This is a genomic window from Streptomyces sp. NPDC031466 (genome assembly GCF_055581265.1).
Genome location: NZ_JBVIJT010000005.1, coordinates 373246 through 394150, shown reverse-complemented (window position 1 = coordinate 394150; position 20905 = coordinate 373246). Strand labels below are relative to the sequence as shown.

Here is a 20905-nt window from a genome sequence, read left to right as displayed (position 1 = left end):
ACCCGCCGCAGTCCGTCCCGCGCGCGGGTCACGCGTCCTTGCGGATCTCCACCACGCGGAAGCGGTTGGCGACGAACGCGCCGTCGCACAGCGCGGCGTTCGCCGCGGGGTTGCCGCCCGAGCCGTGGAAGTCCGAGAACGCCGCCGTCTGGTTCACATAGACCCCTCCCGTGAGGTTCAGGGACAGCTGGGCGCACTCCTCCAGGCAGGTCTCCTCGACGGCCGTGGAGACCTCGTGCGAGGTGGTGTACGCCCCGACGGTCATCGCTCCCTTGTCGCGCACCGTGCGGCGCAGCAGCTCCACGGCGTCCGCCGTCGAGTCGACGGCGACCGCGAAGGAGACCGGGCCGAAGCACTCGCTCAGGTAGGCCGCCTCGGCGTCCGGCTTCGCGCCGTCCAGCTTGACGATGACCGGGGTGCGCACCACGGCGTCCGGGAAGTCGGGGTTGGCCACCTGCCGGGAGGGCAAGGCGACTTCACCGAGGCCGGCGGCCGCTTCCAGGCGGGTCCTCACATCCGGGTTGACCAGCGCGCCCAGGATGCCGTTGGCCCGGGCGTCGTCACCCAGGAGGCCGCTCACCGAGGCCGCGAGGTCGGCCACCACCTCGTCGTACGACTTGGCCCCGGCGTCCGTGTGGATGCCGTCGCGGGGGATGAGGAGGTTCTGCGGGGTCGTGCACATCTGGCCGCTGTAGAGGGACAGGGAGAAGGCGAGGTTGGCCAGCATTCCCTTGTAGTTGTCCGTCGAGTCGATGACGACGGTGTTGACCCCGGCCTTTTCGGTGTAGACCTGCGCCTGGCGGGCGTTGGCCTCCAGCCAGTCGCCGAAGGACGTCGACCCCGTGTAGTCGATGATCTTGATCTCGGGGCGGACGGCGAGGGCCTTGGCGATCCCCTCGTCGGGCCGCTCGACGGCCAGGCAGACCAGGTTCGGGTCGAAGCCGGCCTCGGCGAGGACCTCGCGGGCGATCCGCACCGTGAGGGCGAGCGGGAGCACCGCGCGCGGGTGGGGCTTGACCAGGACGGGGTTGCCGGTCACGAGCGAGGCGAAGAGGCCCGGGTAGCCGTTCCACGTCGGGAAGGTGTTGCAGCCGATCAGGAGCGAGATGCCGCGCGCCACAGGCGTGAACCGCTTGTTCAGCGCGAGGGGGTCGCGCTTCCCCTGGGGCTTGTGCCACTCGGCGGTGTCGGGGGTGCGGGCCTGCTCGACGTACGCGTACGCGATCGCTTCCAGGGCGCGGTCCTGGGCGTGCGGGCCGCCCGCCTGGAAGGCCATCATGAAGGCCTGGCCGCTGGTGTGCATGACGGCGTGCGCGAGCTCGTGGGTGCGGGCGCTGATGCGCGCCAGGATCTCCAGGCCGACCATCGCGCGTGCTTCCGCGCCCGCGTCGCGCCAGGCGCGCATGCCGGCCCGCATCGCGGGGAGCAGGACGTCGATGTCCGGGTGGGGGTAGGTGATCCCCAGCTCCGGGCCGTAGGGAGAGACCTCGGCGCCGACCCAGTCGTCCGTGCCGGGCTGGTCGAGGTCGAAGCGGGTGCCCTGGAGGGCGTCGAAAGCGGCTTTGCCCTCGGGCAGGCTCAGGCTGCCGTCCTCCCCGTACGCCTTGGGGTGCTCGGGGTGCGGCGACCAGTACGCACGCGTGCGGATGGTCTCCAGCGCCTGATCGAGGGTGGACCGGTGCTTGGCGATCAGCTGGTGCGCGGTGAGTTCGGCGGCCATGACAGGACCAACTCCTCGTCGGTCAGCTCTCCGTCGAGCTGGCGAGATGGGCGGGAACAGTGGGCAGGGACTGGCTGACAGAGCTAGAGTAACCGAACGATCGGTCGGGACAAGAGGGTCCGCCAAACCTGTGGACAACTTCTTCGCGGCCACCCCGAACCCTCCGGCCGGCCAACCGTGCGGGAGGATCGCGAGCATGACAGCACTCGAGCTCAGCAGCACCGTTGCCGTGGTCGGCACCGGAACCATGGGGCAGGGCATCGCACAGGTCGCCCTGGTGGCCGGCCACCCCGTGCGGCTGTACGACGCCGCCCCCGGCCGGGCGAAGGCTGCGGCCGACGCGATCGGCGCCCGCCTGGACCGGCTCGTGGAGAAGGGCAGGCTCTCGGCCGGCGACCGCGCCGCCGCGGCCGCCCGGCTCGCACCCGCCGAGAGCCTCGCGGAACTGGCCGGCTGCGCCCTCGTCATCGAGGCGGTGCTGGAGCAACTGGACGTCAAGCAGCGGCTGTTCCAGGACCTGGAGGACGTCGTCGCCGAGGACTGTCTGCTGGCCACCAACACCTCCTCCCTCTCCGTGACGGCCATCGCGGGCGCCCTGAAGAAGCCGGGCCGCTTCCTCGGCCTGCACTTCTTCAACCCGGCGCCGCTGCTCCCCCTCGTGGAGGTCGTCAGCGGCTTCGCGACCGACGAGGCGGTGGCCACGCGCGCGTACGAGACCGCGCGGGCCTGGGGCAAGACTCCGGTGCGCTGCGCCGACACCCCCGGGTTCATCGTCAACCGCGTCGCCAGGCCCTTCTACGCCGAGGCGCTGCGCCTGTACGAGGAGCGGGTCGCCGACCCGGCGACGATCGACGCGGTCCTGCGCGAGTGCGGCGGCTTCAAGATGGGCCCCTTCGAGCTGACCGACCTCATCGGCCAGGACGTCAACGAAGCCGTCACGCGCTCCGTGTGGGAGTCGTTCTTCCAGGACCCCAAGTTCACGCCCTCGCTCGTCCAGCGCCGGCTCGTCGAGTCGCGCCGCCTCGGCCGCAAGTCCGGGCAGGGCTGGTACGCGTACGGCGACGACACCCCGCGCGCGGAGCCGCACACCGCGGGGCCCGAGCGGGCTCCGGAGTCCGTCACCGTCCACGGTGACCTCTTCGCGGCCAACGCCCTGCTCGACCTCATGCGGGAAGCCGGCATCCGGGTCGGGCACGGGACGGACACCCCGAGCTGTCCCGGCTCCATCGAGCTGCCCGGCGGCGCGCGGCTCGAACCGGCCGACGGGATGTCCCCCGACGCCGCGGCGGAACCCACGATCCACTTCGACCTCGCCCTGGACTACCGCACCGCGACCCGTATCGCCCTGGCCCCCTCCGGCAGAGTGGACGAGCGGGCGCTGAAGGAGGCGGTCGGCCTCTTCCAGGCGCTCGGCAAGAAGGTCAGCGTCATCGGCCCCGCCCCGGGGATGATCGTCGCCCGCACGGTGTGGATGCTCGTCGACTTCGCCCTGGACGCCGTCGGCCGCGAGGTGGCGGACGCGCAGGACGTCGACACCGCCATGCGCCTCGGGGTCAACTACCCGCTCGGACCGGCCGAATGGGGCCGGCGGCTCACCGCGTACCGCGTGGCCGAGGCGCTGGACCTGATGAACGACGAGTACCCCACCGGGCGTTACGCGCCCTCCCAGGCCCTGCGGCGCCAGGCCGTGCGAGAGGAGTACTCATGACCACCGCCCGGCGTGACACGTACACCCCGGAGACGCTGCTGAGCGTCGCCGTACGGGTCTTCAACGAACGCGGCTACGACGGCACGTCCATGGAGCACCTCTCCAAGGCGGCCGGTATCTCCAAGTCCTCGATCTACCACCATGTGGCGGGCAAGGAGGAACTGTTGCGCCGCGCGGTGAGCCGGGCGATCGACGGCCTCTTCGGGATCCTCGCCGAGGAGCACGCGCGCGTGGGCAGCGCCGTCGAGCGCCTGGAATACGTCACACGGCGCACGGTCGAGGTCCTCGTCGCCGAACTGCCCTACGTGACGCTGCTGCTGCGGGTGCGCGGCAACACCGACACCGAGCGGTGGGCCCTGGAGCGGCGCAGGGAGTTCGACCAGCAGGTGGCCGCGCTGCTCAAGGAGGCGGTCGCGGACGGTGATCTGCGCTCCGACGTCGAGCTGCGCCTGGCCACCCGGCTGCTCTTCGGAATGATCAACTCCATCGTGGAGTGGTACCGGCCGGAGAGCCGGGGAGCGGCCAACGGCGGCCAGATCGCCGACGCCGTCGTGCAGCTGGCCTTCGGAGGGCTGCGCACCGACCGCTGACTCACGGGCACCGGCGTGCCGTCTCGGCGTCATGGATGGGCGCTCGGCTCGGCGCTCTGCAGGTCGTCCTCCTCGAAGACCAGCAGCGTCCGCGTGCTGAGGACTTCGGGGATGGACTGCAGCCGGGTGAGCACCAGCTCCCGCAGCGCGCGGTTGTCCGGCGTGTGCACCAGGAGCAGTACGTCGAAGTCGCCGCTGACCAGTGCGATGTGGGAGGCACCGGGGAGCGCGCGCAGATGCTCGCGCACCGTGCGCCAGGTGTTCTGCACGATCTTCAGCGTGATGTACGCCGACGCGCCCTGTCCGGCGCGCTCGTGATTGATCCGCGCACCGAACCCCCGGATGACGCCGTCGTCGATGAGGCGGTTGATGCGCGCGTAGGCGTTGGCCCGCGAGACATGGACCCGCTCGGCCACGGAACGTATCGACGCGCGGCCGTCCGTGTGCAGGATCTGGAGGATGTCGCGGTCGATGGCGTCCAGGGAGCGGGGCTCCGGACGGCCCTCGGCATGCTGGTCGGCCATTCGTTCAGATGCCATGTCCCCCCGCCTCCCTACCATGGACGTACTGCGCCCATCCCAGGCTGTGCAGAACCGTTTGTCCACAGCCTGGAGGCGCCTGTAGCCAAAATGTGCCGACGACCGAACAATCGGTAGGTGAGGCGCCTCACATCACCGCGCCTCTTTTGCCGCTCCTCACGAGGAGACCGCTTCCCCCAGGAGGTGCCGTCATGACGGTCATGGAGCAGCGGGGCGCCTACCGGCCGACCCCGCCCCCCGCTTGGCAGCCCAGGACCGACCCCGCGCCGCTGCTGCCGGACGCGGAGCCGTACCGGGTGCTCGGCACCGAGGCCGCCGCGAAGGCCGAGCCGGGGCTGCTGCGCCGCCTCTACGCGGAGCTGGTGCGCGGGCGCCGCTACAACACGCAGGCGACGGCGCTGACGAAGCAGGGCAGGCTCGCGGTCTACCCCTCGAGCACAGGCCAGGAAGCGTGCGAGGTGGCCGCCGCGCTGGCCCTGGAGGAGCGGGACTGGCTCTTCCCGAGCTACCGGGACACGCTCGCCGTGGTCGCCCGGGGCCTCGACCCGGTGAGCGCCCTGACGCTGCTGCGCGGCGACTGGCACACCGGATACGACCCGCGCGAGCACCGCACGGCGCCCCTGTGCACTCCCCTGGCCACCCAGCTTCCCCATGCCGTGGGCCTCGCGCACGCCGCCCGCCTCAAGGGGGACGACGTCGTCGCGCTCGCCATGGTCGGTGACGGCGGCACCAGCGAGGGCGACTTCCACGAGGCGCTGAACTTCGCCGCCGTGTGGCGGGCGCCCGTGGTCTTCCTCGTGCAGAACAACGGCTTCGCGATCTCCGTGCCGCTCGCCAAGCAGACGGCCGCCCCCTCCCTGGCCCACAAGGCCGTCGGGTACGGCATACCGGGACGCCTGGTGGACGGCAACGACGCGATCGCGATGCACGAGGTCCTCGGCGAAGCGGTCACCCGCGCGCGTGAGGGCGGCGGCCCGACGCTCGTGGAGGCGGTCACCTACCGGATGGAGGCCCACACGAACGCCGACGACGCCACGCGCTACCGCGGGGACGCCGAGGTCGAGGCCTGGCGCGGCCATGACCCGATCCTGCTCCTGGAGCGGGAGCTGGCGCGGCGCGGCCTTCTGGACGACGACTTCAAGCGGCGGACGGGCGAGGACGCCGAGGCCATGGCCGCCGACCTGCGCGAGCGCATGAACCAGGACCCGCTGCTCGACCCCATGGACCTCTTCACGCACGTGTACGCCGAGCAGACCTCGCAACTGCGGGAGCAGGCGGCGCAGTTGCGGGCCGAGCTGGACGCCGCCTCGGAAGAGGCGCACGGATCGGAGGGCGGGGCGCGATGACCACGGTCGCGGCGAAGCCGGCCACCAAACCGGCCACCATGGCGCAGGCGCTCGGGCGGGCGCTGCGCGACTCCATGGCCGAGGACTCCTCCGTGCACGTCCTCGGAGAGGACGTGGGGGCGCTCGGCGGCGTCTTCCGGGTCACCGACGGGCTCACGAAGGAGTTCGGCGAGGACCGCTGTATGGACACGCCGCTGGCCGAGGCGGGCATCCTCGGGACGGCCGTCGGCATGGCGATGTACGGACTGCGGCCCGTCGTCGAGATGCAGTTCGACGCCTTCGCCTACCCCGCGTTCGAACAGCTCCTGTCGCATGTGGCGAAGATGCGCAACCGCACCAGGGGTGCGATGCCGCTGCCCATCACCGTGCGCGTGCCCTATGGCGGCGGGATCGGCGGCGTCGAGCACCACAGTGACTCCTCCGAGGCGTACTACATGGCGACCCCGGGCCTCCATGTCGTCACCCCCGCCACGGTCGCCGACGCCTACGGCCTGCTGCGGGCCGCCATCGCCTCCGACGACCCGGTCGTCTTCCTGGAGCCGAAGCGGCTGTACTGGTCCAAGGCCGACTGGAACCCGGACGCGCCGCAGGCCGTTGAACCGATAGGACGCGCGGTGGTGCGGCGCCCCGGCCGCAGCGCCACGCTCATCACGTACGGCCCGTCGGTGCCCGTCTGCCTGGAGGCGGCCGAGGCGGCGCGCGCCGAGGGCTGGGACCTCGAAGTGCTCGACCTGCGGTCGTTGGTGCCCTTCGACGACGAGACGGTCGCCGCGTCCGTGCGGCGCACGGGCCGGGCGGTCGTCGTGCACGAGTCGACCGGTTTCGCGGGGCCCGGCGCGGAGATCGCCGCGCGGGTCACCGAGCGGTGCTTCCACCATCTGGAGGCGCCGGTGCTGCGGGTCGCGGGATTCGACGTCCCCTATCCGCCGCCCATGCTGGAGAAGCACCATCTGCCGGGCGTCGACCGGATCCTGGACGCGGTCGCGCGGTTGCAGTGGGAGGCGGAGAGCTGATGGCGCAGGTGCTGGAGTTCAAGCTGCCGGACCTCGGTGAGGGGCTCACGGAGGCCGAGATCGTCCGCTGGCTCGTCGAGGTCGGGGATGTCGTCGCCGTGGACCAGCCGGTCGTCGAGGTCGAGACGGCCAAGGCGATGGTCGAGGTGCCGTGCCCCTACGGAGGCGTGGTCACCGCCCGCTTCGGTGCGGAGGGCGCGGAACTGCCCGTCGGGGCACCGCTGCTGACGGTCGCGGTGGGAGCGCCGGCCGAGGTCTCCGCGCCCGAGGCCTCCGTGCCCGGGGCTTCCGCACCGGAGGAGCCCGCCGAGCGGGCCCTGCAGACGGCCGCGGAAGAGGCTTCGGGAAACGTCCTGGTCGGTTACGGCACCGCGGCCGCCCCGGCCCGGCGCAGAAGGGTGCGGCCCACTCGGCACGCCGTGGCGGCGCCGTCCGAGGAGCCGCGCCCGGAAGCGGGACGCACACGCGTGGCCGGCCCGGTTCCGGTGATCTCCCCCCTCGTGCGCAGGCTGGCGCGGGAGCACGGGGTGGACCTGCGGGCTCTCGCGGGCTCGGGCCCGGAGGGGCTGATCACGCGGGGCGACGTCGAGGCGGCCATCGGCGGAGGCGGGGCGGCCGGGCGCGTCCCCGGCACGGTGGGCCATGCCGTCGGCGCGACGGGCAATTCCCCCGGCGGGGCGGACGAGGCGCGTCGGGGCGCGGACGTCACGGCGGCCCGCGCGGACGACGAGCTGGTCCGGGCCGGGTACGCGCAGGCGCGGCGTGAGGTCGAGGCGGGCCAGGAACCCATGGGCGCGGGACGGGAGTCCCGGCACGCGCTGACCGGCATCCGGGGTCTCGTCGCGGACAAGATGGCCCGCAGCAGGCGGGAGATACCCGAGGCCACCTGCTGGGTCGACGCCGACGCGACGGAACTGCTCGCCGCCCGCACCGCCATGAACGCCGCGACGACGGAGGGCGACGGTCACAAGGTGTCGCTGCTCGCGCTGTTCGCCCGCATCACCGTGGCCGCGCTCACGCGTTTCCCGATGCTGAACTCCAGCGTGGACATGGAGGCGCGGGAGGTGCGGCAGTTCGCCGACATCCACCTCGGATTCGCCGCGCAGACGGAGCGTGGCCTGGTCGTGCCCGTCGTACGGCACGCGCAGACGCGTACCACCGAGTCGATCAACGCCGAGCTGGTCCGGCTCACGCAGGCGGGGCGGACCGGGAGGCTGACCCCCGGGGAGCTGACCGGGGGGACGTTCACGCTGAACAACTACGGGGTGTTCGGGGTCGACGGCTCCACGCCGATCATCAACCACCCCGAGGCGGCCATGCTCGGCGTCGGCCGGATCGTGCCGAAGCCGTGGGTGCACGAGGGGGAGCTGGCGGTGCGGCACGTGGTCCAGCTGTCGCTCACCTTCGACCACCGGGTGTGCGACGGCGGCACGGCGGGCGGCTTCCTGCGGTACGTGGCGGACTGCGTCGAGCAGCCGGCGGTGCTGCTGCGCTCGGTGTGAACCTGCCGGGGGAGCCGGGAGGGCGCCCCGGACGGCATGCCGGGGCGGCGTCCGAGTGACGGAAGTCCTTTGCGTCCGGGGTTGTTCGCGGGGTGGCGATGATCCCGCGTATGGCCATACTCGGGGGGTGACCGCGAACGAAGGTGGCCTCTACGACGCCGTGGTGCTCGCCGGCGGCGGTGCCGCGCGGCTCGGCGGCGCCGACAAACCCGGTGTGCGCGTGGGCGGCCGGACGCTGATCGACCGGGTCCTGGCCGCCTGTTCCGGCGCCGGGACCACGGTCGTCGTGGCCGCGCCGAGAGCGACGGCCCGGCCCGTGGTGTGGGCGCGCGAGGACCCGCCGGGCGGTGGGCCGCTGGCCGCGCTCGCCGCCGGGCTGCGGCGCACGACGGCGGAGCGGGTGCTGGTGCTCTCCGCCGACCTGCCGTTTTTGGACGGGCGGACGGTACGCCGGTTGCTCGACGCGCTGCGGGACAGCGGTGCGGACGGGGCGCTCCTCACCGATCCCGGGGGGCGTGACCAGCCGCTCGTGGCGGCCTATCGCAGCGCGTCGCTGCGGCAAGGGCTCGCGGAGGTCGCACAGACGCGCGCGGGTACCGGCGCGGACACGGGCGAGGGCGGCGGGCTCGACGGGCTTCCGCTGCGCCTGCTCACCGCGCGGCTCGATCTGACCCGGGTCGCGGACCCCGTCGCCGCCTTCGACTGCGACACCTGGGACGACATCGCCGCCGCACGGGCGCGGATCAGGGAGCATGGGCACGTGTTGGATGAATGGATTTCCGCAGTCAAGGACGAGCTCGGCATCGAACTCGACGTCGATACCGGCACCCTCCTCGACCTCGCCCGCGACGCCGCGCATGGTGTGGCCAGGCCCGCGGCACCGCTGACCACGTTCCTCGTCGGCTACGCGGCGGCTCAGGCCGCCGCGTCGGGCGGGACGGGTGGCGGTGCCGAGGCGGTGGCCGAGGCGGCGCGCAAGGCCGCGGCACTCGCGGCACGCTGGGCGCAGGAGGCCCGCCAGGACGCGAAGGACGACGGCGCGCCCGCCCCCGACGCCGCGTCCGATGCCGGATGACCGGGCAACCCGCTTCGGACGCCGAACTCGACGAGGCGCTCGCCCTGGTGAACGAGAGCCGGGACGGCCGCAGAGCCGTGCCCCACTCGCCGTCCCCGGCGCACCCCGCGTCCCCCCCGTCCCCGCAGTCCCCGGCCTCCCCCGGCTCCCCGCCGACGCCTCCGTCCGCCCCGCCCCCCACGCGGCCCGGCGCGCGGGAACAGGGCCGAGAGGGCGGGGCCACGCACGACGGTGTCACCTCATGGCGCGCCGCCCGCGCACGCGCCGCGCAGGCCGTGCCCCGGGCGGGAGGCGAGCCCGTGGCCGTCCCCCTGGACCAGGCCCTCGGGCTGACCCTGGCCGCCCCGCTCGCCGCCCTCACCGACCTGCCGTCCTTCGACACCTCCGCCATGGACGGCTGGGCCGTGGCAGGCCCGGGCCCCTGGGGCGTACGGGAGGACAAGGTCCTCGCCGGGCACGAGGGGCCCGAGACCCTCGGGGACGGTGAGGCGGTCCGGATCGCGACGGGGGCCCGCATCCCGCGGGAGGCCACCGCAGTGCTGCGCTCGGAACACGGCCGAATGGACGCCAGGGGCAGGCTGCACGCCCTGCGCGAGGTGGTGCCGGGCCAGGACATCCGTCCGCGCGGCCAGGAGTGCCGTGCCGGCGACCACCTGTTGCCGTCCGGTTCCCTGGTCACGCCCGCCGTGCTCGGTCTGGCCGCGGCGGCGGGGTACGACACACTCAGCGCGCTGCGTCGGCCCCGTGTCGACATCTTCGTACTCGGTGATGAACTGCTGACCGAAGGCCTGCCCCGCGAGGGCCTCATCCGGGACGCGCTCGGCCCGATGCTGCCGTCCTGGCTGCGCGCGCTCGGCGCCGAGGTCACCGGCGTGCGGCGCCTGGGCGACGACGCCGACGCGCTGCACGACGCGCTCACCGGCTCCGCCGCCGATCTGATCGTCACCACCGGCGGCACGGCGGCGGGCCCCGTAGACCACGTCCATCCCACGCTGCGCCGCATCGGCGCCGAGCTGCTCGTGGACGGTGTCGCCGTGCGTCCCGGGCACCCGATGCTGCTGGCCCGGATCCGGCCCGGCCGGCATCTCGTCGGGCTGCCGGGCAATCCGCTCGCCGCCATCTCCGGCCTGCTCACACTGGCCGAACCCTTGCTGCGTACGCTCACCGGACGCGTGCCCCGAGCCGACGCCAGGCACGCCCCACACGCCTCCCACGCCTCGCATGCCGCGTACACCGCGCCCGTACGCGAGGACGTACAAGGGCATCCACACGACACCCGCCTCGTCCCCGTCACCCTGCGCACCGAGCACGCCGTGCCGCTGCGGTTCAACGGCCCGGCGATGCTGCGGGGCATCGCGGCGGCCGACGGACTCGCCGTGGTGCCGCCCGGCGGGGCACGCGGGGGTCAGGAGTTGGAGATCCTGGACCTGCCCTGGGGTACGACCGAGGGCGGGGTGTGTTTCACGTGAAACTTCCCGGCCACGATGCCATCGCCCGACAGCCCGACGAACACCATGTGACCCACCGGATCAAGCTGCCCCAGCGAGTGGTCGAACGGCCGTTGCGCCAGGTCACTCGGCGTCTGGCGATGGCGTTGCTGGTGCTCGCCCTGACGACGTTCCTGGTGTGGATCGACCGGAGCGGCTACCACGACAACTCGGATGAGCGCGTCGACTTCCTCGACGCCGCGTACTACGCCACCGTGACGCTCTCCACCACCGGGTACGGCGACATCGTCCCGTACAGCGACAGCGCGCGGCTCACCAACATCCTCCTGGTCACGCCGTTGCGCGTGCTCTTTCTGATCATCCTGGTCGGTACGACCCTCGAAGTGCTCACGGAACGTACGCGCGAGGAATGGCGTCTGTCCCGCTGGAGGTCCAACTTGCGTGAACACACTGTCGTCGTCGGCTTCGGCACCAAGGGCCGTTCGGCGATCCAGACCGTCTGCGCCACCGGCCTGAAACCGGAGCAGATCGTGGTGGTCGATCCCAGCGCGAAGGCCATCGAAGCGGCGACGGCCGAGGGGTACGCGGGTGTCATCGGTGACGCGACACGCAGTGATGTGCTGCTGCGGGCGGAGGTCCAGCGGGCCCGGCAGATCATCATCGCGACGCAGCGCGACGACACGGCGGTGCTGGTCGCGCTCACCGCGCGGCAGTTGAACCGCGGGGCGAAGATCGTGGCCGCGGTGCGCGAGGAGGAGAACGCGCCGCTGCTGCGGCAGTCCGGCGCCGACGCGGTGATCACCAGTGCGAGCGCGGCGGGACGGCTGCTCGGGCTCTCCGTGCTGAGTCCGAGCGCGGGCATGGTCATGGAGGACCTGATCCAGCAGGGCACGGGGCTCGATCTCATCGAGCGGCCGGTGATAAAGGCCGAGGTGGGGCGGGGTGTGCGGGAGACGGATGACCTCGTGGTGAGTGTCGTACGAGGGCATCGGGTGCTGGGGTACGACGATCCGGCCGTCGGGAAGCTGGAGTTGACGGACCGGCTGATCACGATTGTCCGGGCGTCGCCCGCGACGGTGGTCGCGCCCGACGCGAGGCCGTTGCCGGCGGATTGATCTGGCCTGGGGGCCTTGGGGGTTCGCCCCCGGGGCGGGGGCGGGGTCGGCTCCGGGCCGTGTGCCGGGGTTCGGGGTGCCGCCGGGGGGTTGAGGTCGCTCTTCTCGTGGCGGTGTGTCGTGGCTTGTCGCGCAGTTCCCCGCGCCCCTGACGGGGCGCCCAGTGGCTGTCCGTCGAGAGGTGCTCGCCCGTGGGGTTTCCTTGGTGTTGGGGGCGGCGGGAGTAGCCTCGGCCGCATGTATGCGATCACGATCCCCGAACCCGGCGGCCCCGAAGCGCTCGTGTGGGCCGAGGTGCCCGATCCCGTGCCCGGCGAGGGCGAGGTGCTGGTCGAGGTGGTGGCGAGCGCCGTCAACCGCGCCGATCTGCTCCAGCGCCAGGGCTTCTACAACCCGCCGCCCGGCGCCTCCCCCTACCCCGGTCTGGAGTGCGCGGGCCGGATCACCGCCCTTGGACCCGGCGTCTCCGGCTGGGCGGTCGGCGACGAGGTGTGCGCCCTGCTCTCCGGCGGCGGTTACGCCGAGCAGGTCGCCGTCCCGGCCGGGCAGCTGCTCCCCGTGCCCGAGGGCGTCGACCTCGTGACGGCGGCCGCGTTGCCCGAGGTGACCGCGACCGTATGGTCCAACGTGTTCATGATTTCCCACCTGCGGCCCGGTGAGACGCTGCTCGCGCACGGCGGTTCCAGCGGCATCGGCACCATGGCGATCCAGCTGGGCAAGGCGGTCGGCGCGAAGGTCGCCGTCACGGCGGGCAGCAAGGAGAAGCTGGCGTTCTGTCAGGAGCTGGGCGCCGACATCCTCATCAACTACCGCGAGCAGGACTTCGTGGAGGAGCTGGAACGGGCCACGGACGGGGCCGGTGCCGACGTCATCCTCGACAACATGGGCGCGAAGTACCTTGACCGGAACGTGCGCGCCCTCGCGGTGAACGGGCGGCTCGCGATCATCGGCATGCAGGGCGGCGTCAAGGGCGAGCTGAACATCGCCACGCTGCTCAACAAGCGCGCCGCCGTCACCGCCACCTCGCTGCGGGGGCGGCCCGCGGCCGAGAAGGCATCGATCGTCGCGGCGGTGCGGGAGCACGTCTGGCCGCTCATCGGCGCGGGGCATGTGCGGCCGATCGTCGACCGGACGGTGCCGATGAGTGACGCGGCCGAGGCGCATCGGGTGCTGGAGGAGAGCGGGCACATCGGGAAGGTGCTGCTCACGCGGTAGTCGTCGCACCCTCTTGGGCGCGATCGAGGTGCCGGGATGGTCATGCCATGTGAGTGTGGTGCCTGGCGTGATGTTCCCCTTGACCTTGGGTGTCCCGACTGCGGGAGGCGACCGGCGCGGTGACTGTTTCGTGGCTGGCTCTGCGTGGGGTCTTCGTGGCGACGCTGTTCACCGTCCTCGGGACGGCCGCGTCCCCCGGGTCGGTCGCGTCCCCCGGGTCGGGCCCGCCCGGGCTCGTGTCGTACGCGGCCGAGGCCGGGCCCCGAGGTCCCGTCACCAGCGTCGACGAGACGCCCCGGGCCGGGAGCCGTCCGGGTGAGGGCCGCGCGCGGCCGGGGCGCGCCGATGCGCCGGTCCCTGATCCGCCGGCACCGCCCTCGCCGCCACCGGATGTGCTCCCGCCGCGGCCCGAACGGGTGTCGGTGACGCACCGGGACGGCGTGGCCGACCCGAAGGAGCCCACCTCCACGGAGTCCGTGCTGCCCGGGCCCCGGGTGCTGCCGCTCGGCGGCGGCCTGGTCCTGATCGGCCTCGGCCTCGCTTTCCTCGGCCTGCGGCTGCGGCGTGACTGAGCGACTGAGCGGCGGCGGTGGCGGTGGCGGTGGCGGTGGCGAAGAGGTTCCCGAGGGTGGATCACCGCCGTATGGGGGCACCACCGACGTGTGATGTACGGGTGCGAGAGAATGGCGGCATGGAGATGCCGAGGAACGAACGGTCGCCGGAGAGCCCCCAGGTCCTGGTCGTTGGCCAGGACGGAATGGCTCTCGGTGGTGGCGGAGACGACGAATCCCGCGAGGTTCCGGTGACGGAGATGGTCGAACAACCGGCCAAGGTCATGCGCATCGGCAGCATGATCAAGCAGCTGCTTGAGGAGGTGCGGGCGGCTCCTCTCGACGAGGCGAGCCGAGTGCGGCTGAAGGAGATCCACGCCAGCTCGGTCAAGGAGCTGGAGGACGGTCTGGCACCTGAGCTGGTCGAGGAGTTGGAGCGGCTCTCCCTGCCCTTCACGGAGGAGGCGACGCCGAGCGACGCCGAACTGCGCATCGCCCAGGCCCAGCTGGTCGGCTGGCTCGAAGGCCTCTTCCACGGAATCCAGACGACGCTGTTCGCGCAGCAGATGGCGGCGCGGGCCCAGCTGGAATCCATGCGCCGAGCGCTGCCGCCGGGCATGGGCGGCGACGACGAGGAAGAGGGCGGCATCGCCGGCCGCACGGGGGGTCCTTACCTCTAGGGACATGGGATCGCACGGCCTCAAGGCGGCCGGTACGTGACGAGGGCCCGGTACGCGACACGCGTACCGGGCCCTCGTGGTGTCGGGTCAGAGGATCAGGCCGGGTTGCCCGTGGAGACGTCGAACTGGATGTCCACGTTCTTCGGGTCCACGTCCGAGCCCTCCTTCGGGGTCTGCCGCATCACGGTGTCCTCGCCATAGGCGTTCTCGTTGATCGAGCGCTTGTCGTAGCTCCACCCGGCCGCCTGCAGACAGGACAGCACCGACTTCCAGTCCTTGAAGGTGAAGTCAGGGACCTTGATCTTGTTCTCGTCGTTGTACGAGGTCTCCGGCTCCTTGCACTTCTCGACCTCGATGGTGTTGTCGCGCTCGGGCCCCTTGTGCCCCGCCACCGGCTGCTTCGACTTGTCGTCCGACGCTTCCTTGTCGCTGTCGCCGCCGAGGGTGAGCGCGGTGATCAGGCCGCCGATGGCGAGGAGCGCGACGACGATCGAGCCGACGATCAGCGGGACGTTCCGCCGCTTGCCGCCACCCGGGCCGCCGGTGGCCGTCGTGACCGGCTGCGGGGAGAGGTTGTAGGGGGGCGGGGTGTGCGCGCCCTGCTGCTGGGGGTAGCCGTAGCCCTGCTGCTGCGGCGGGTAGCCGTAGCCCGGGGTCGGCGCGGGCGTCGAGGGGGCGTACGGGCCCGGCTGGTACGGCGTCTGGATGCCGCCGCTCTGCTGCGGGAGCGAGGAGTCGACCGGCGGGAAGACCGCCGAGCTGACGCCCGCGCCGCTCGCCGTCGGCGCGCCCGGCACGATGCTGGGGGCCGCCGCCTGGAGGGACTGGGCCACGCGCAGGCACTCGTCGCGCATCGCGTCGGCGGTCGGGAAGCGCTCGTTCGGGTTCTTCTTCAGCGCGCGGGCGACGATCGCGTCGACCGCCGGCGGCAGCGAACGGTTGATCGAGGACGGGGCGACGGGCTCCTCCTGGACGTGCGCGTACGCGATCGCCAGCGGCGAGTCCGCCTCGAACGGCAGGCGTCCGGTGACCAGTTGGAAGAGCATGATGCCGACCGAGTACAGGTCGGAGCGCGCGTCGACGCCCCGGCCGAGGGCCTGCTCGGGCGAGAGGTACTGCGGGGTGCCGACGACCATGCCGGTCTGGGTCATCGAGGTGACGCCGGACTGCATGGCGCGGGCGATGCCGAAGTCCATGACCTTGACGACGTTGCGCTTGGTCATCATGACGTTGCCCGGCTTGATGTCGCGGTGCACCAGGCCCATCTCGTGGCTGATCTCCAGCGCCGCGAGCACATCGGCGGTGATCTTCAGCGCCTGGTCGGTCGGCATCGCGCCGTACTGCGTGACGGACGCGTCGAGCACGGAACCGAGCGGCTTGCCCTCGACGTACTCCATGACGATGTACGGCATCGTCGTGCCGTCGAGGTCGTCCTCGCCGGTGTCGAAGACCGACACGATGTTGGTGTGCGTGAGCTTCGCCACCGACTGGGCCTCGCGGCGGAAGCGCTCGCGGAAGGACTGCTCGCGCCCCAGCTCGGTGTGGAGTGTCTTGATCGCGACTTGGCGATCGAGAACGGCGTCGTACGCGAGGTGGACCGACGCCATGCCGCCTTCGCCGAGCAGATCGCGCAGTTGGTAGCGGCCACCGGCCAGCGAACGCCCCGCGTACCGCCCCTGTGCGCCGTCCTGGCTGCTCATCTCGTGCGTCCCCCATCGGCGCGGCGGCCGGACGGCTCCGCGGCTGGTGATCGATTACCCGCTATTCCTGGCCAAGTCTGCCCGAGGACGATGACGCGTCAAGCTCGGTGCCCGTTCCGTGACCGTACGCGCAAGAAGCGTCTCGGAAGCGTTACAAGTTTGCGCGTGAGGACCCGTGAACGCTTTTATGTCCGGTCCACGTCGAACCGGCAGGTGGCGTGAAGGCTGTAGCGTGGCCCGTCGGAGTACCCGTACGGCGGCGTGCTCAGCACCAAGTACCACGACCAGAAACGACGGCGAGGACTGATGGCACAGACGCAGCGCGCTCAGGGCCCGTCCGACCCCGACGCGACTGGCGGCGGAATGTCAGACGCGCCGGAGTTGTGGGGCAATGGCGGGCTCGTCGGAGACGGCCGCTATCGGCTCACGCACCGGCTCGGCCGGGGCGGCATGGCCGAGGTGTTCGCCGCCGAGGACGTACGTCTGGGCCGCACGGTGGCGGTCAAGCTGCTCCGCTCCGACCTCGCCGAGGACCCCGTCTCCAAGGCCCGGTTCACGCGTGAGGCCCAGTCGGTGGCGGGCCTCAACCACCACGCCGTGGTGGCCGTGTACGACTCCGGTGAAGACGTCGTCGGGCCGAGCGTCGTCCCGTACATCGTCATGGAGATCGTCGAGGGTCACACGATCCGCGATCTGCTGCTCAACGCGGAGGCGCCGGGTCCCGAGCAGGCGCTCATCATCGTCTCCGGGGTGCTGGAAGCGCTCGCGTACTCGCACCAGCACGGCATCGTGCACCGTGACATCAAGCCCGCGAACGTGATCATCACCAACACCGGCGCGGTGAAGGTGATGGACTTCGGCATCGCGCGCGCCCTGCACGGCGCGCAGTCGACGATGACGCAGACCGGCATGGTCATGGGCACGCCCCAGTACCTGTCGCCCGAGCAGGCGCTCGGCAAGGCCGTCGACCACCGCTCCGACCTGTACGCGACCGGCTGTCTGCTCTACGAACTCCTCGCGCTGCGGCCCCCGTTCACCGGCGAGACGCCGCTGTCCGTGGTCTACCAGCACGTCCAGGACACGGCCGTGCCGCCCTCCCAGGTCTCGGACGCGCCGCCGGAGCTGGACGGGCTCGTCATGCGCTCCCTCGCCAAGGACCCGGACGACCGGTTCCAGACCGCCGAGGAGATGCGCGGCCTGGTCCAGTACGGGCTCCAGATGCTGCACGAGCAGGGCAGCCACACGGGCACGTGGAACACCGGGCCCGTCGAGATGCACGAGGGCGGCAGCACCCCGGCGATGGGCGTCGCCGGTTCGGGCGCCATGGGGCACCCCGACTCCGGGACCGCGCAGATCCCGGGCCCGATGCTGCGCCCGCCGGGCGGCGACGACGGTGGCTTCGAGGGCGGGCAGCGCGGCGGCAAGGGCGGCCGGGGCAGGATGTGGATCGTCGCCGTCCTGGCGGTCATCGCGATCGCGGTGGGCGTCGCCGTCGCGTTGAACTTCAACGGCGACACGAAGCACAAGGAAAAGACCCCGACGACTCCCACGACGAAGCAGTCGCAGGAGAAGAAGCCCAGCAAGAGCCCGGACAAGGACGAGACGAGCGGGGCGACGGAGCCCGGTGGGGACACCGGGGGCCAGACGGACTACCCGCCGCAGACGAACCAGCCGACCGGTCCCACCCGGCCGACCGGCAACCCGACGCGGCCCACCACGGACCCGACGACCGACCCCACGACGGACCCGACGACCGACCCGACGACCGACCCCACGACGGACCCGACCGATGACCCGCCGGTCACCACGGACCCGACCGAGGGCGAGGGCGACCAGGGCGGCACCGGAGAGGATCCGGGCGCCTGATCCGGTGGCTCAGCGGATCCGCCGCGGGCTGCGGGCGCGGCCCGCGCTGAGGGTGTGGACCTCGGTCACCTGCGGCTCTATCCGCAGGTAGACCGGGTCGAACAGCTCGCCGTCCGCGAAGTGCGGGGCCGGCCCGAAGAGCTCCAGCTCGGTGGTGGTCGGCTCGATCGCCTCGCAGAGGCCGACGCACTGCACGCTCCACCGGTCCTCATGGGCGCCCGCCGTGTCGGCGTTGTCCGCGCCGTAGGCGATGACACTGCCGACGCAGGCCTGGTGGTAGCCGTATCCCTGGTGCATGCGCAGCAGGATCCCGCCGCCGACGACGATGTGGCGGGCCACCGCGAGGAAGGGCAGCGCGCGCATGCTGGTCGCCACCCGGCCGTGATCCGAACGGCGGAGCAGCTCGAAGGCGAGCTGGTCGTCGGCGGAGTCGGCGGCACCGGCGGCGTCAGGGACAGCGCCGGCATCGGTGGCAGCGGGGACATCGGAGGGCATGCCCCCACCCTCGTCCAGGGGCAAGGGCTCACAAAAGAGGACCCCGCCCCCTTGAAACGGGACGTAAGTCCCGTCAGTGCTGCTTCTCCGCCTGCATGCGCGCCACGTACGCGGCGGCCTGCGAGCGGCGCTCCATGCCCAGCTTGGAGAGCAGGCTGGAGACGTAGTTCTTGATCGTCTTCTCCGCCAGGTGCAGCCGCTCGCCGATGACGCGGTTGGTCAGACCCTCGCCGATCAGGTCGAGGATCTTGCGCTCCTGGTCGGTGAGGCCGGCGAGCCGGTCGTCACCCTTGGTGTTGTTGCCGTCGCGCAGCCGCTCGAGGACCCGGGCCGTGGCGACCGGGTCGAGCAGGGACCGGCCGGCGGCGACGTCGCGCACGGCGGTGAGCAGTTCGTTGCCGCGGATGGCCTTGAGGACGTAACCGGACGCACCGGCCATGATCGCGTCGAAGAGGGCCTCGTCATCGGCGAACGAGGTGAGCATCAGGCACTTGATGTCCTCGTCCTGCGAGCGGATCTCGCGGCACACCTCGACCCCGCTGCCGTCCGGCAGGCGTACGTCGAGCACGGCCACGTCGGGCCGGGTCGCGGGGATCCTGACCAGGGCGTCCGCCGCGGTGCCGGCCTCGCCGACCACCTCGATGTCGGACTCCACGGAGAGCAGTTCATGGACTCCACGCCGGACCACCTCATGGTCGTCGAGGAGGAAAACCGTAATTTTTCCGTCTTCGCGCACGGAGCCAGTCTCACACACGATCACTTTTGCCGCCCGGGAGGAACCCTTCTCGTGCGGCCCTTCCCGAGCCCGGGGTGGCCGGGATAACGTGCCCGTGTTCCGGCCCCCTGCCAGGCTGTGATCAGTGCTGTGACCAGGATGTGTTCCCGCTTTTCTCGAACTACTCGGATTTCCCAGCAGTCGACGCATGGTCGTTTACTTGGAAATCCAAGCAAATTCGCAGGTCAGATGGGGTTTCACAGAATTGGGAAGCACTGGGTAACGTGCATTGTGCAGGGCGCTCGCCGGGGCACCTGTCACGCCTGTTCCCGGCCGAGCCGCACCCACCCCGTGCGCGGGCGGACCAGGCGAGCCGTACTGGCTCACCCGGTAATCCCGGGAGCCGGACCGACGGAGGAGCACACGTGACCGTGGAGAGCACCGCCGCGCGCAAACCGCGCCGCAGCAGTACCGGCGCCGGCAAGCGCGCGAGCGCCAAGAAGGCCGCGCCGCAGAAAAGCACGGAGCCCGAGCTCGTACAGCTGCTGACGCCCGAGGGCAAGCGCGTCAGGAGCGCCGAGAACGCCGTGTACGACGCGTACGTCGCCGACATCACCGGCGAGGAGCTGCGCGGCCTGTACCGCGACATGGTCCTCACCCGTCGCTTCGACGCCGAGGCCACCAACCTGCAGCGCCAGGGGGAGCTGGGCCTGTGGGCCTCGCTGCTCGGCCAGGAGGCCGCCCAGATCGGCTCGGGCCGGGCCACCCGTGACGACGACTACGTGTTCCCCACGTACCGCGAGCACGGCGTCGCCTGGTGTCGCGGGGTCGACCCGACGAACCTGCTCGGCATGTTCCGCGGCGTGAACAACGGCGGCTGGGACCCCAACAGCAACAACTTCCACCTGTACACGATCGTCATCGGCTCGCAGACGCTGCACGCCACCGGCTACGCCATGGGCGTGGCCAAGGACGGTGCCGACTCGGCCGTGATCGCGTACTTCGGTGACGGCGCCTCCAGCCAGGGCGACGTGGCCGAATCGTTCACCTTCTCCGCGGTCTACAACGCCCCGGTCGTGTTCTTCTGCCAGAACAACCAGTGGGCGATCTCCGAGCCCACCGAGCGTCAGACGCGCGTGCCGCTCTACCAGCGCGCGCAGGGCTACGGCTTCCCCGGCGTGCGGGTCGACGGCAATGACGTGCTCGCCGTGCTCGCCGTCACCAAGTGGGCGCTGGACCGGGCCCGCGCGGGTGAGGGCCCGGCGCTGATCGAGGCGTTCACGTACCGCATGGGTGCGCACACCACCTCCGACGACCCGAGCAAATACCGCGACGACCAGGAGCGGGTGGCCTGGGAGGCCAAGGACCCGATCCTGCGGCTGCGGTCCTACCTGGAGTCCGAGGGTCACGCGGATGAGGGATTTTTCGCGGAACTCGACGACGAGAGCGAAGCGTTGGGCAAGCGAGTGCGAGAGGTGGTGCGGGCGATGCCGGATCCCGATCTGATGGCGATCTTCGAGAACGCGTACGCGGACGGGCACGCGCTCGTGGACGAGGAGCGCGCCCAGTTCGCCGCCTACCAGGCGTCGTTCGCGGACGGCCCCGCGGCCGGGGAGGTCAAGTAACC

Annotated in this window: 18 protein-coding genes; 13 read left to right on the top strand and 5 right to left on the bottom strand. The window is 71.8% G+C overall.

All coding sequences use genetic code 11. From position 1 onward, the window contains the following. Positions 1-28: 28 nt before the first annotated feature. A complete protein-coding gene (paaN, locus tag ACZ5GP_RS13805; RefSeq protein WP_468751049.1) occupies positions 29-1720 on the bottom strand; it encodes a phenylacetic acid degradation protein PaaN in 1692 nt (563 codons plus the stop codon). 196 nt (positions 1721-1916) lie between these two features. Between paaN and ACZ5GP_RS13800 the strand changes: the two genes are divergently transcribed. Both ACZ5GP_RS13800 and ACZ5GP_RS13795 read left to right on the top strand, forming a co-directional pair. After that, positions 1917-3428, top strand: coding sequence for a 3-hydroxyacyl-CoA dehydrogenase (locus ACZ5GP_RS13800; protein ID WP_468751048.1), 1512 nt, complete (start codon positions 1917-1919; stop codon positions 3426-3428). Beyond that, on the top strand, positions 3425-4018 hold the full coding sequence (locus ACZ5GP_RS13795) for a TetR/AcrR family transcriptional regulator (RefSeq protein WP_358577985.1): 594 nt from the start codon (positions 3425-3427) through the stop codon (positions 4016-4018). Before ACZ5GP_RS13800 ends, ACZ5GP_RS13795 begins: the two co-directional genes overlap by 4 nt. Positions 4019-4047: 29 nt before the next feature. Here ACZ5GP_RS13795 and ACZ5GP_RS13790 read toward each other — a convergent pair whose 3' ends face one another. Continuing rightward, entirely contained in the window at positions 4048-4557 is a 510-nt protein-coding gene (locus tag ACZ5GP_RS13790; RefSeq protein ID WP_468751047.1) for an Lrp/AsnC family transcriptional regulator, read from the bottom strand. A 191-nt stretch (positions 4558-4748) separates the two neighbouring features. Between ACZ5GP_RS13790 and pdhA (ACZ5GP_RS13785) the strand changes: the two genes are divergently transcribed. The 9 genes from pdhA (ACZ5GP_RS13785) (at position 4749) to ACZ5GP_RS13745 (ending at position 14502) form a co-directional block, all read left to right on the top strand. Further along, on the top strand, positions 4749-5903 hold the full coding sequence (pdhA, locus tag ACZ5GP_RS13785; protein ID WP_468751046.1) for a pyruvate dehydrogenase (acetyl-transferring) E1 component subunit alpha: 1155 nt from the start codon (positions 4749-4751) through the stop codon (positions 5901-5903). Beyond that, entirely contained in the window at positions 5900-6916 is a 1017-nt protein-coding gene (locus ACZ5GP_RS13780; RefSeq protein ID WP_468751045.1) for an alpha-ketoacid dehydrogenase subunit beta, read from the top strand. Before pdhA (ACZ5GP_RS13785) ends, ACZ5GP_RS13780 begins: the two co-directional genes overlap by 4 nt. Then, entirely contained in the window at positions 6916-8418 is a 1503-nt protein-coding gene (locus ACZ5GP_RS13775; protein ID WP_468751044.1) for a dihydrolipoamide acetyltransferase family protein, read from the top strand. The genes ACZ5GP_RS13780 and ACZ5GP_RS13775 overlap by 1 nt, the downstream gene beginning before the upstream one ends. A gap of 127 nt (positions 8419-8545) precedes the next feature. Continuing rightward, a complete protein-coding gene (locus tag ACZ5GP_RS13770; RefSeq protein WP_468751043.1) occupies positions 8546-9493 on the top strand; it encodes an NTP transferase domain-containing protein in 948 nt (315 codons plus the stop codon). Then, entirely contained in the window at positions 9490-10962 is a 1473-nt protein-coding gene (locus ACZ5GP_RS13765) for a molybdopterin molybdotransferase MoeA (protein ID WP_468751042.1), read from the top strand. Before ACZ5GP_RS13770 ends, ACZ5GP_RS13765 begins: the two co-directional genes overlap by 4 nt. Further along, a complete protein-coding gene (locus tag ACZ5GP_RS13760; protein ID WP_468751041.1) occupies positions 10950-12056 on the top strand; it encodes a potassium channel family protein in 1107 nt (368 codons plus the stop codon). Before ACZ5GP_RS13765 ends, ACZ5GP_RS13760 begins: the two co-directional genes overlap by 13 nt. Before the next feature lie 237 nt (positions 12057-12293). After that, complete coding sequence (locus ACZ5GP_RS13755; protein WP_468751040.1) at positions 12294-13271, top strand: NAD(P)H-quinone oxidoreductase; 978 nt, start codon at positions 12294-12296, stop codon at positions 13269-13271. A gap of 119 nt (positions 13272-13390) precedes the next feature. After that, positions 13391-13843: a hypothetical protein gene (locus tag ACZ5GP_RS13750; RefSeq protein WP_468751039.1), complete on the top strand. Its 453-nt coding sequence runs from the start codon at positions 13391-13393 to the stop codon at positions 13841-13843. A 119-nt stretch (positions 13844-13962) separates the two neighbouring features. Continuing rightward, positions 13963-14502 carry a bacterial proteasome activator family protein gene (locus ACZ5GP_RS13745; RefSeq protein ID WP_358586730.1) on the top strand — a complete coding sequence of 180 codons (540 nt, stop codon included), beginning with the start codon at positions 13963-13965 and terminating at the stop codon, positions 14500-14502. A 95-nt stretch (positions 14503-14597) separates the two neighbouring features. On the opposite strand, the gene ACZ5GP_RS13740 is transcribed toward ACZ5GP_RS13745, so the two are convergent. Next, positions 14598-16202 carry a protein kinase domain-containing protein gene (locus tag ACZ5GP_RS13740; protein WP_468751038.1) on the bottom strand — a complete coding sequence of 535 codons (1605 nt, stop codon included), beginning with the start codon at positions 16200-16202 and terminating at the stop codon, positions 14598-14600. A 306-nt stretch (positions 16203-16508) separates the two neighbouring features. On the opposite strand from ACZ5GP_RS13740, the gene ACZ5GP_RS13735 reads away from it, so the two are divergent. Next, complete coding sequence (locus tag ACZ5GP_RS13735; protein WP_468751037.1) at positions 16509-18068, top strand: protein kinase domain-containing protein; 1560 nt, start codon at positions 16509-16511, stop codon at positions 18066-18068. Positions 18069-18077: 9 nt separating this feature from the next. Here ACZ5GP_RS13735 and ACZ5GP_RS13730 read toward each other — a convergent pair whose 3' ends face one another. Further along, positions 18078-18563 carry a pyridoxamine 5'-phosphate oxidase family protein gene (locus tag ACZ5GP_RS13730; protein ID WP_468751036.1) on the bottom strand — a complete coding sequence of 162 codons (486 nt, stop codon included), beginning with the start codon at positions 18561-18563 and terminating at the stop codon, positions 18078-18080. A 73-nt stretch (positions 18564-18636) separates the two neighbouring features. After that, positions 18637-19299 (bottom strand): response regulator, encoded by a 663-nt coding sequence (locus tag ACZ5GP_RS13725; protein WP_468751035.1) that lies wholly within the window; start codon positions 19297-19299, stop codon positions 18637-18639. Between the two features lie 404 nt (positions 19300-19703). Between ACZ5GP_RS13725 and pdhA (ACZ5GP_RS13720) the strand changes: the two genes are divergently transcribed. Then, positions 19704-20903, top strand: a complete 1200-nt coding sequence (pdhA, locus tag ACZ5GP_RS13720) for a pyruvate dehydrogenase (acetyl-transferring) E1 component subunit alpha (protein ID WP_468751034.1) — start codon at positions 19704-19706, stop codon at positions 20901-20903. Positions 20904-20905: the final 2 nt, after the last annotated feature.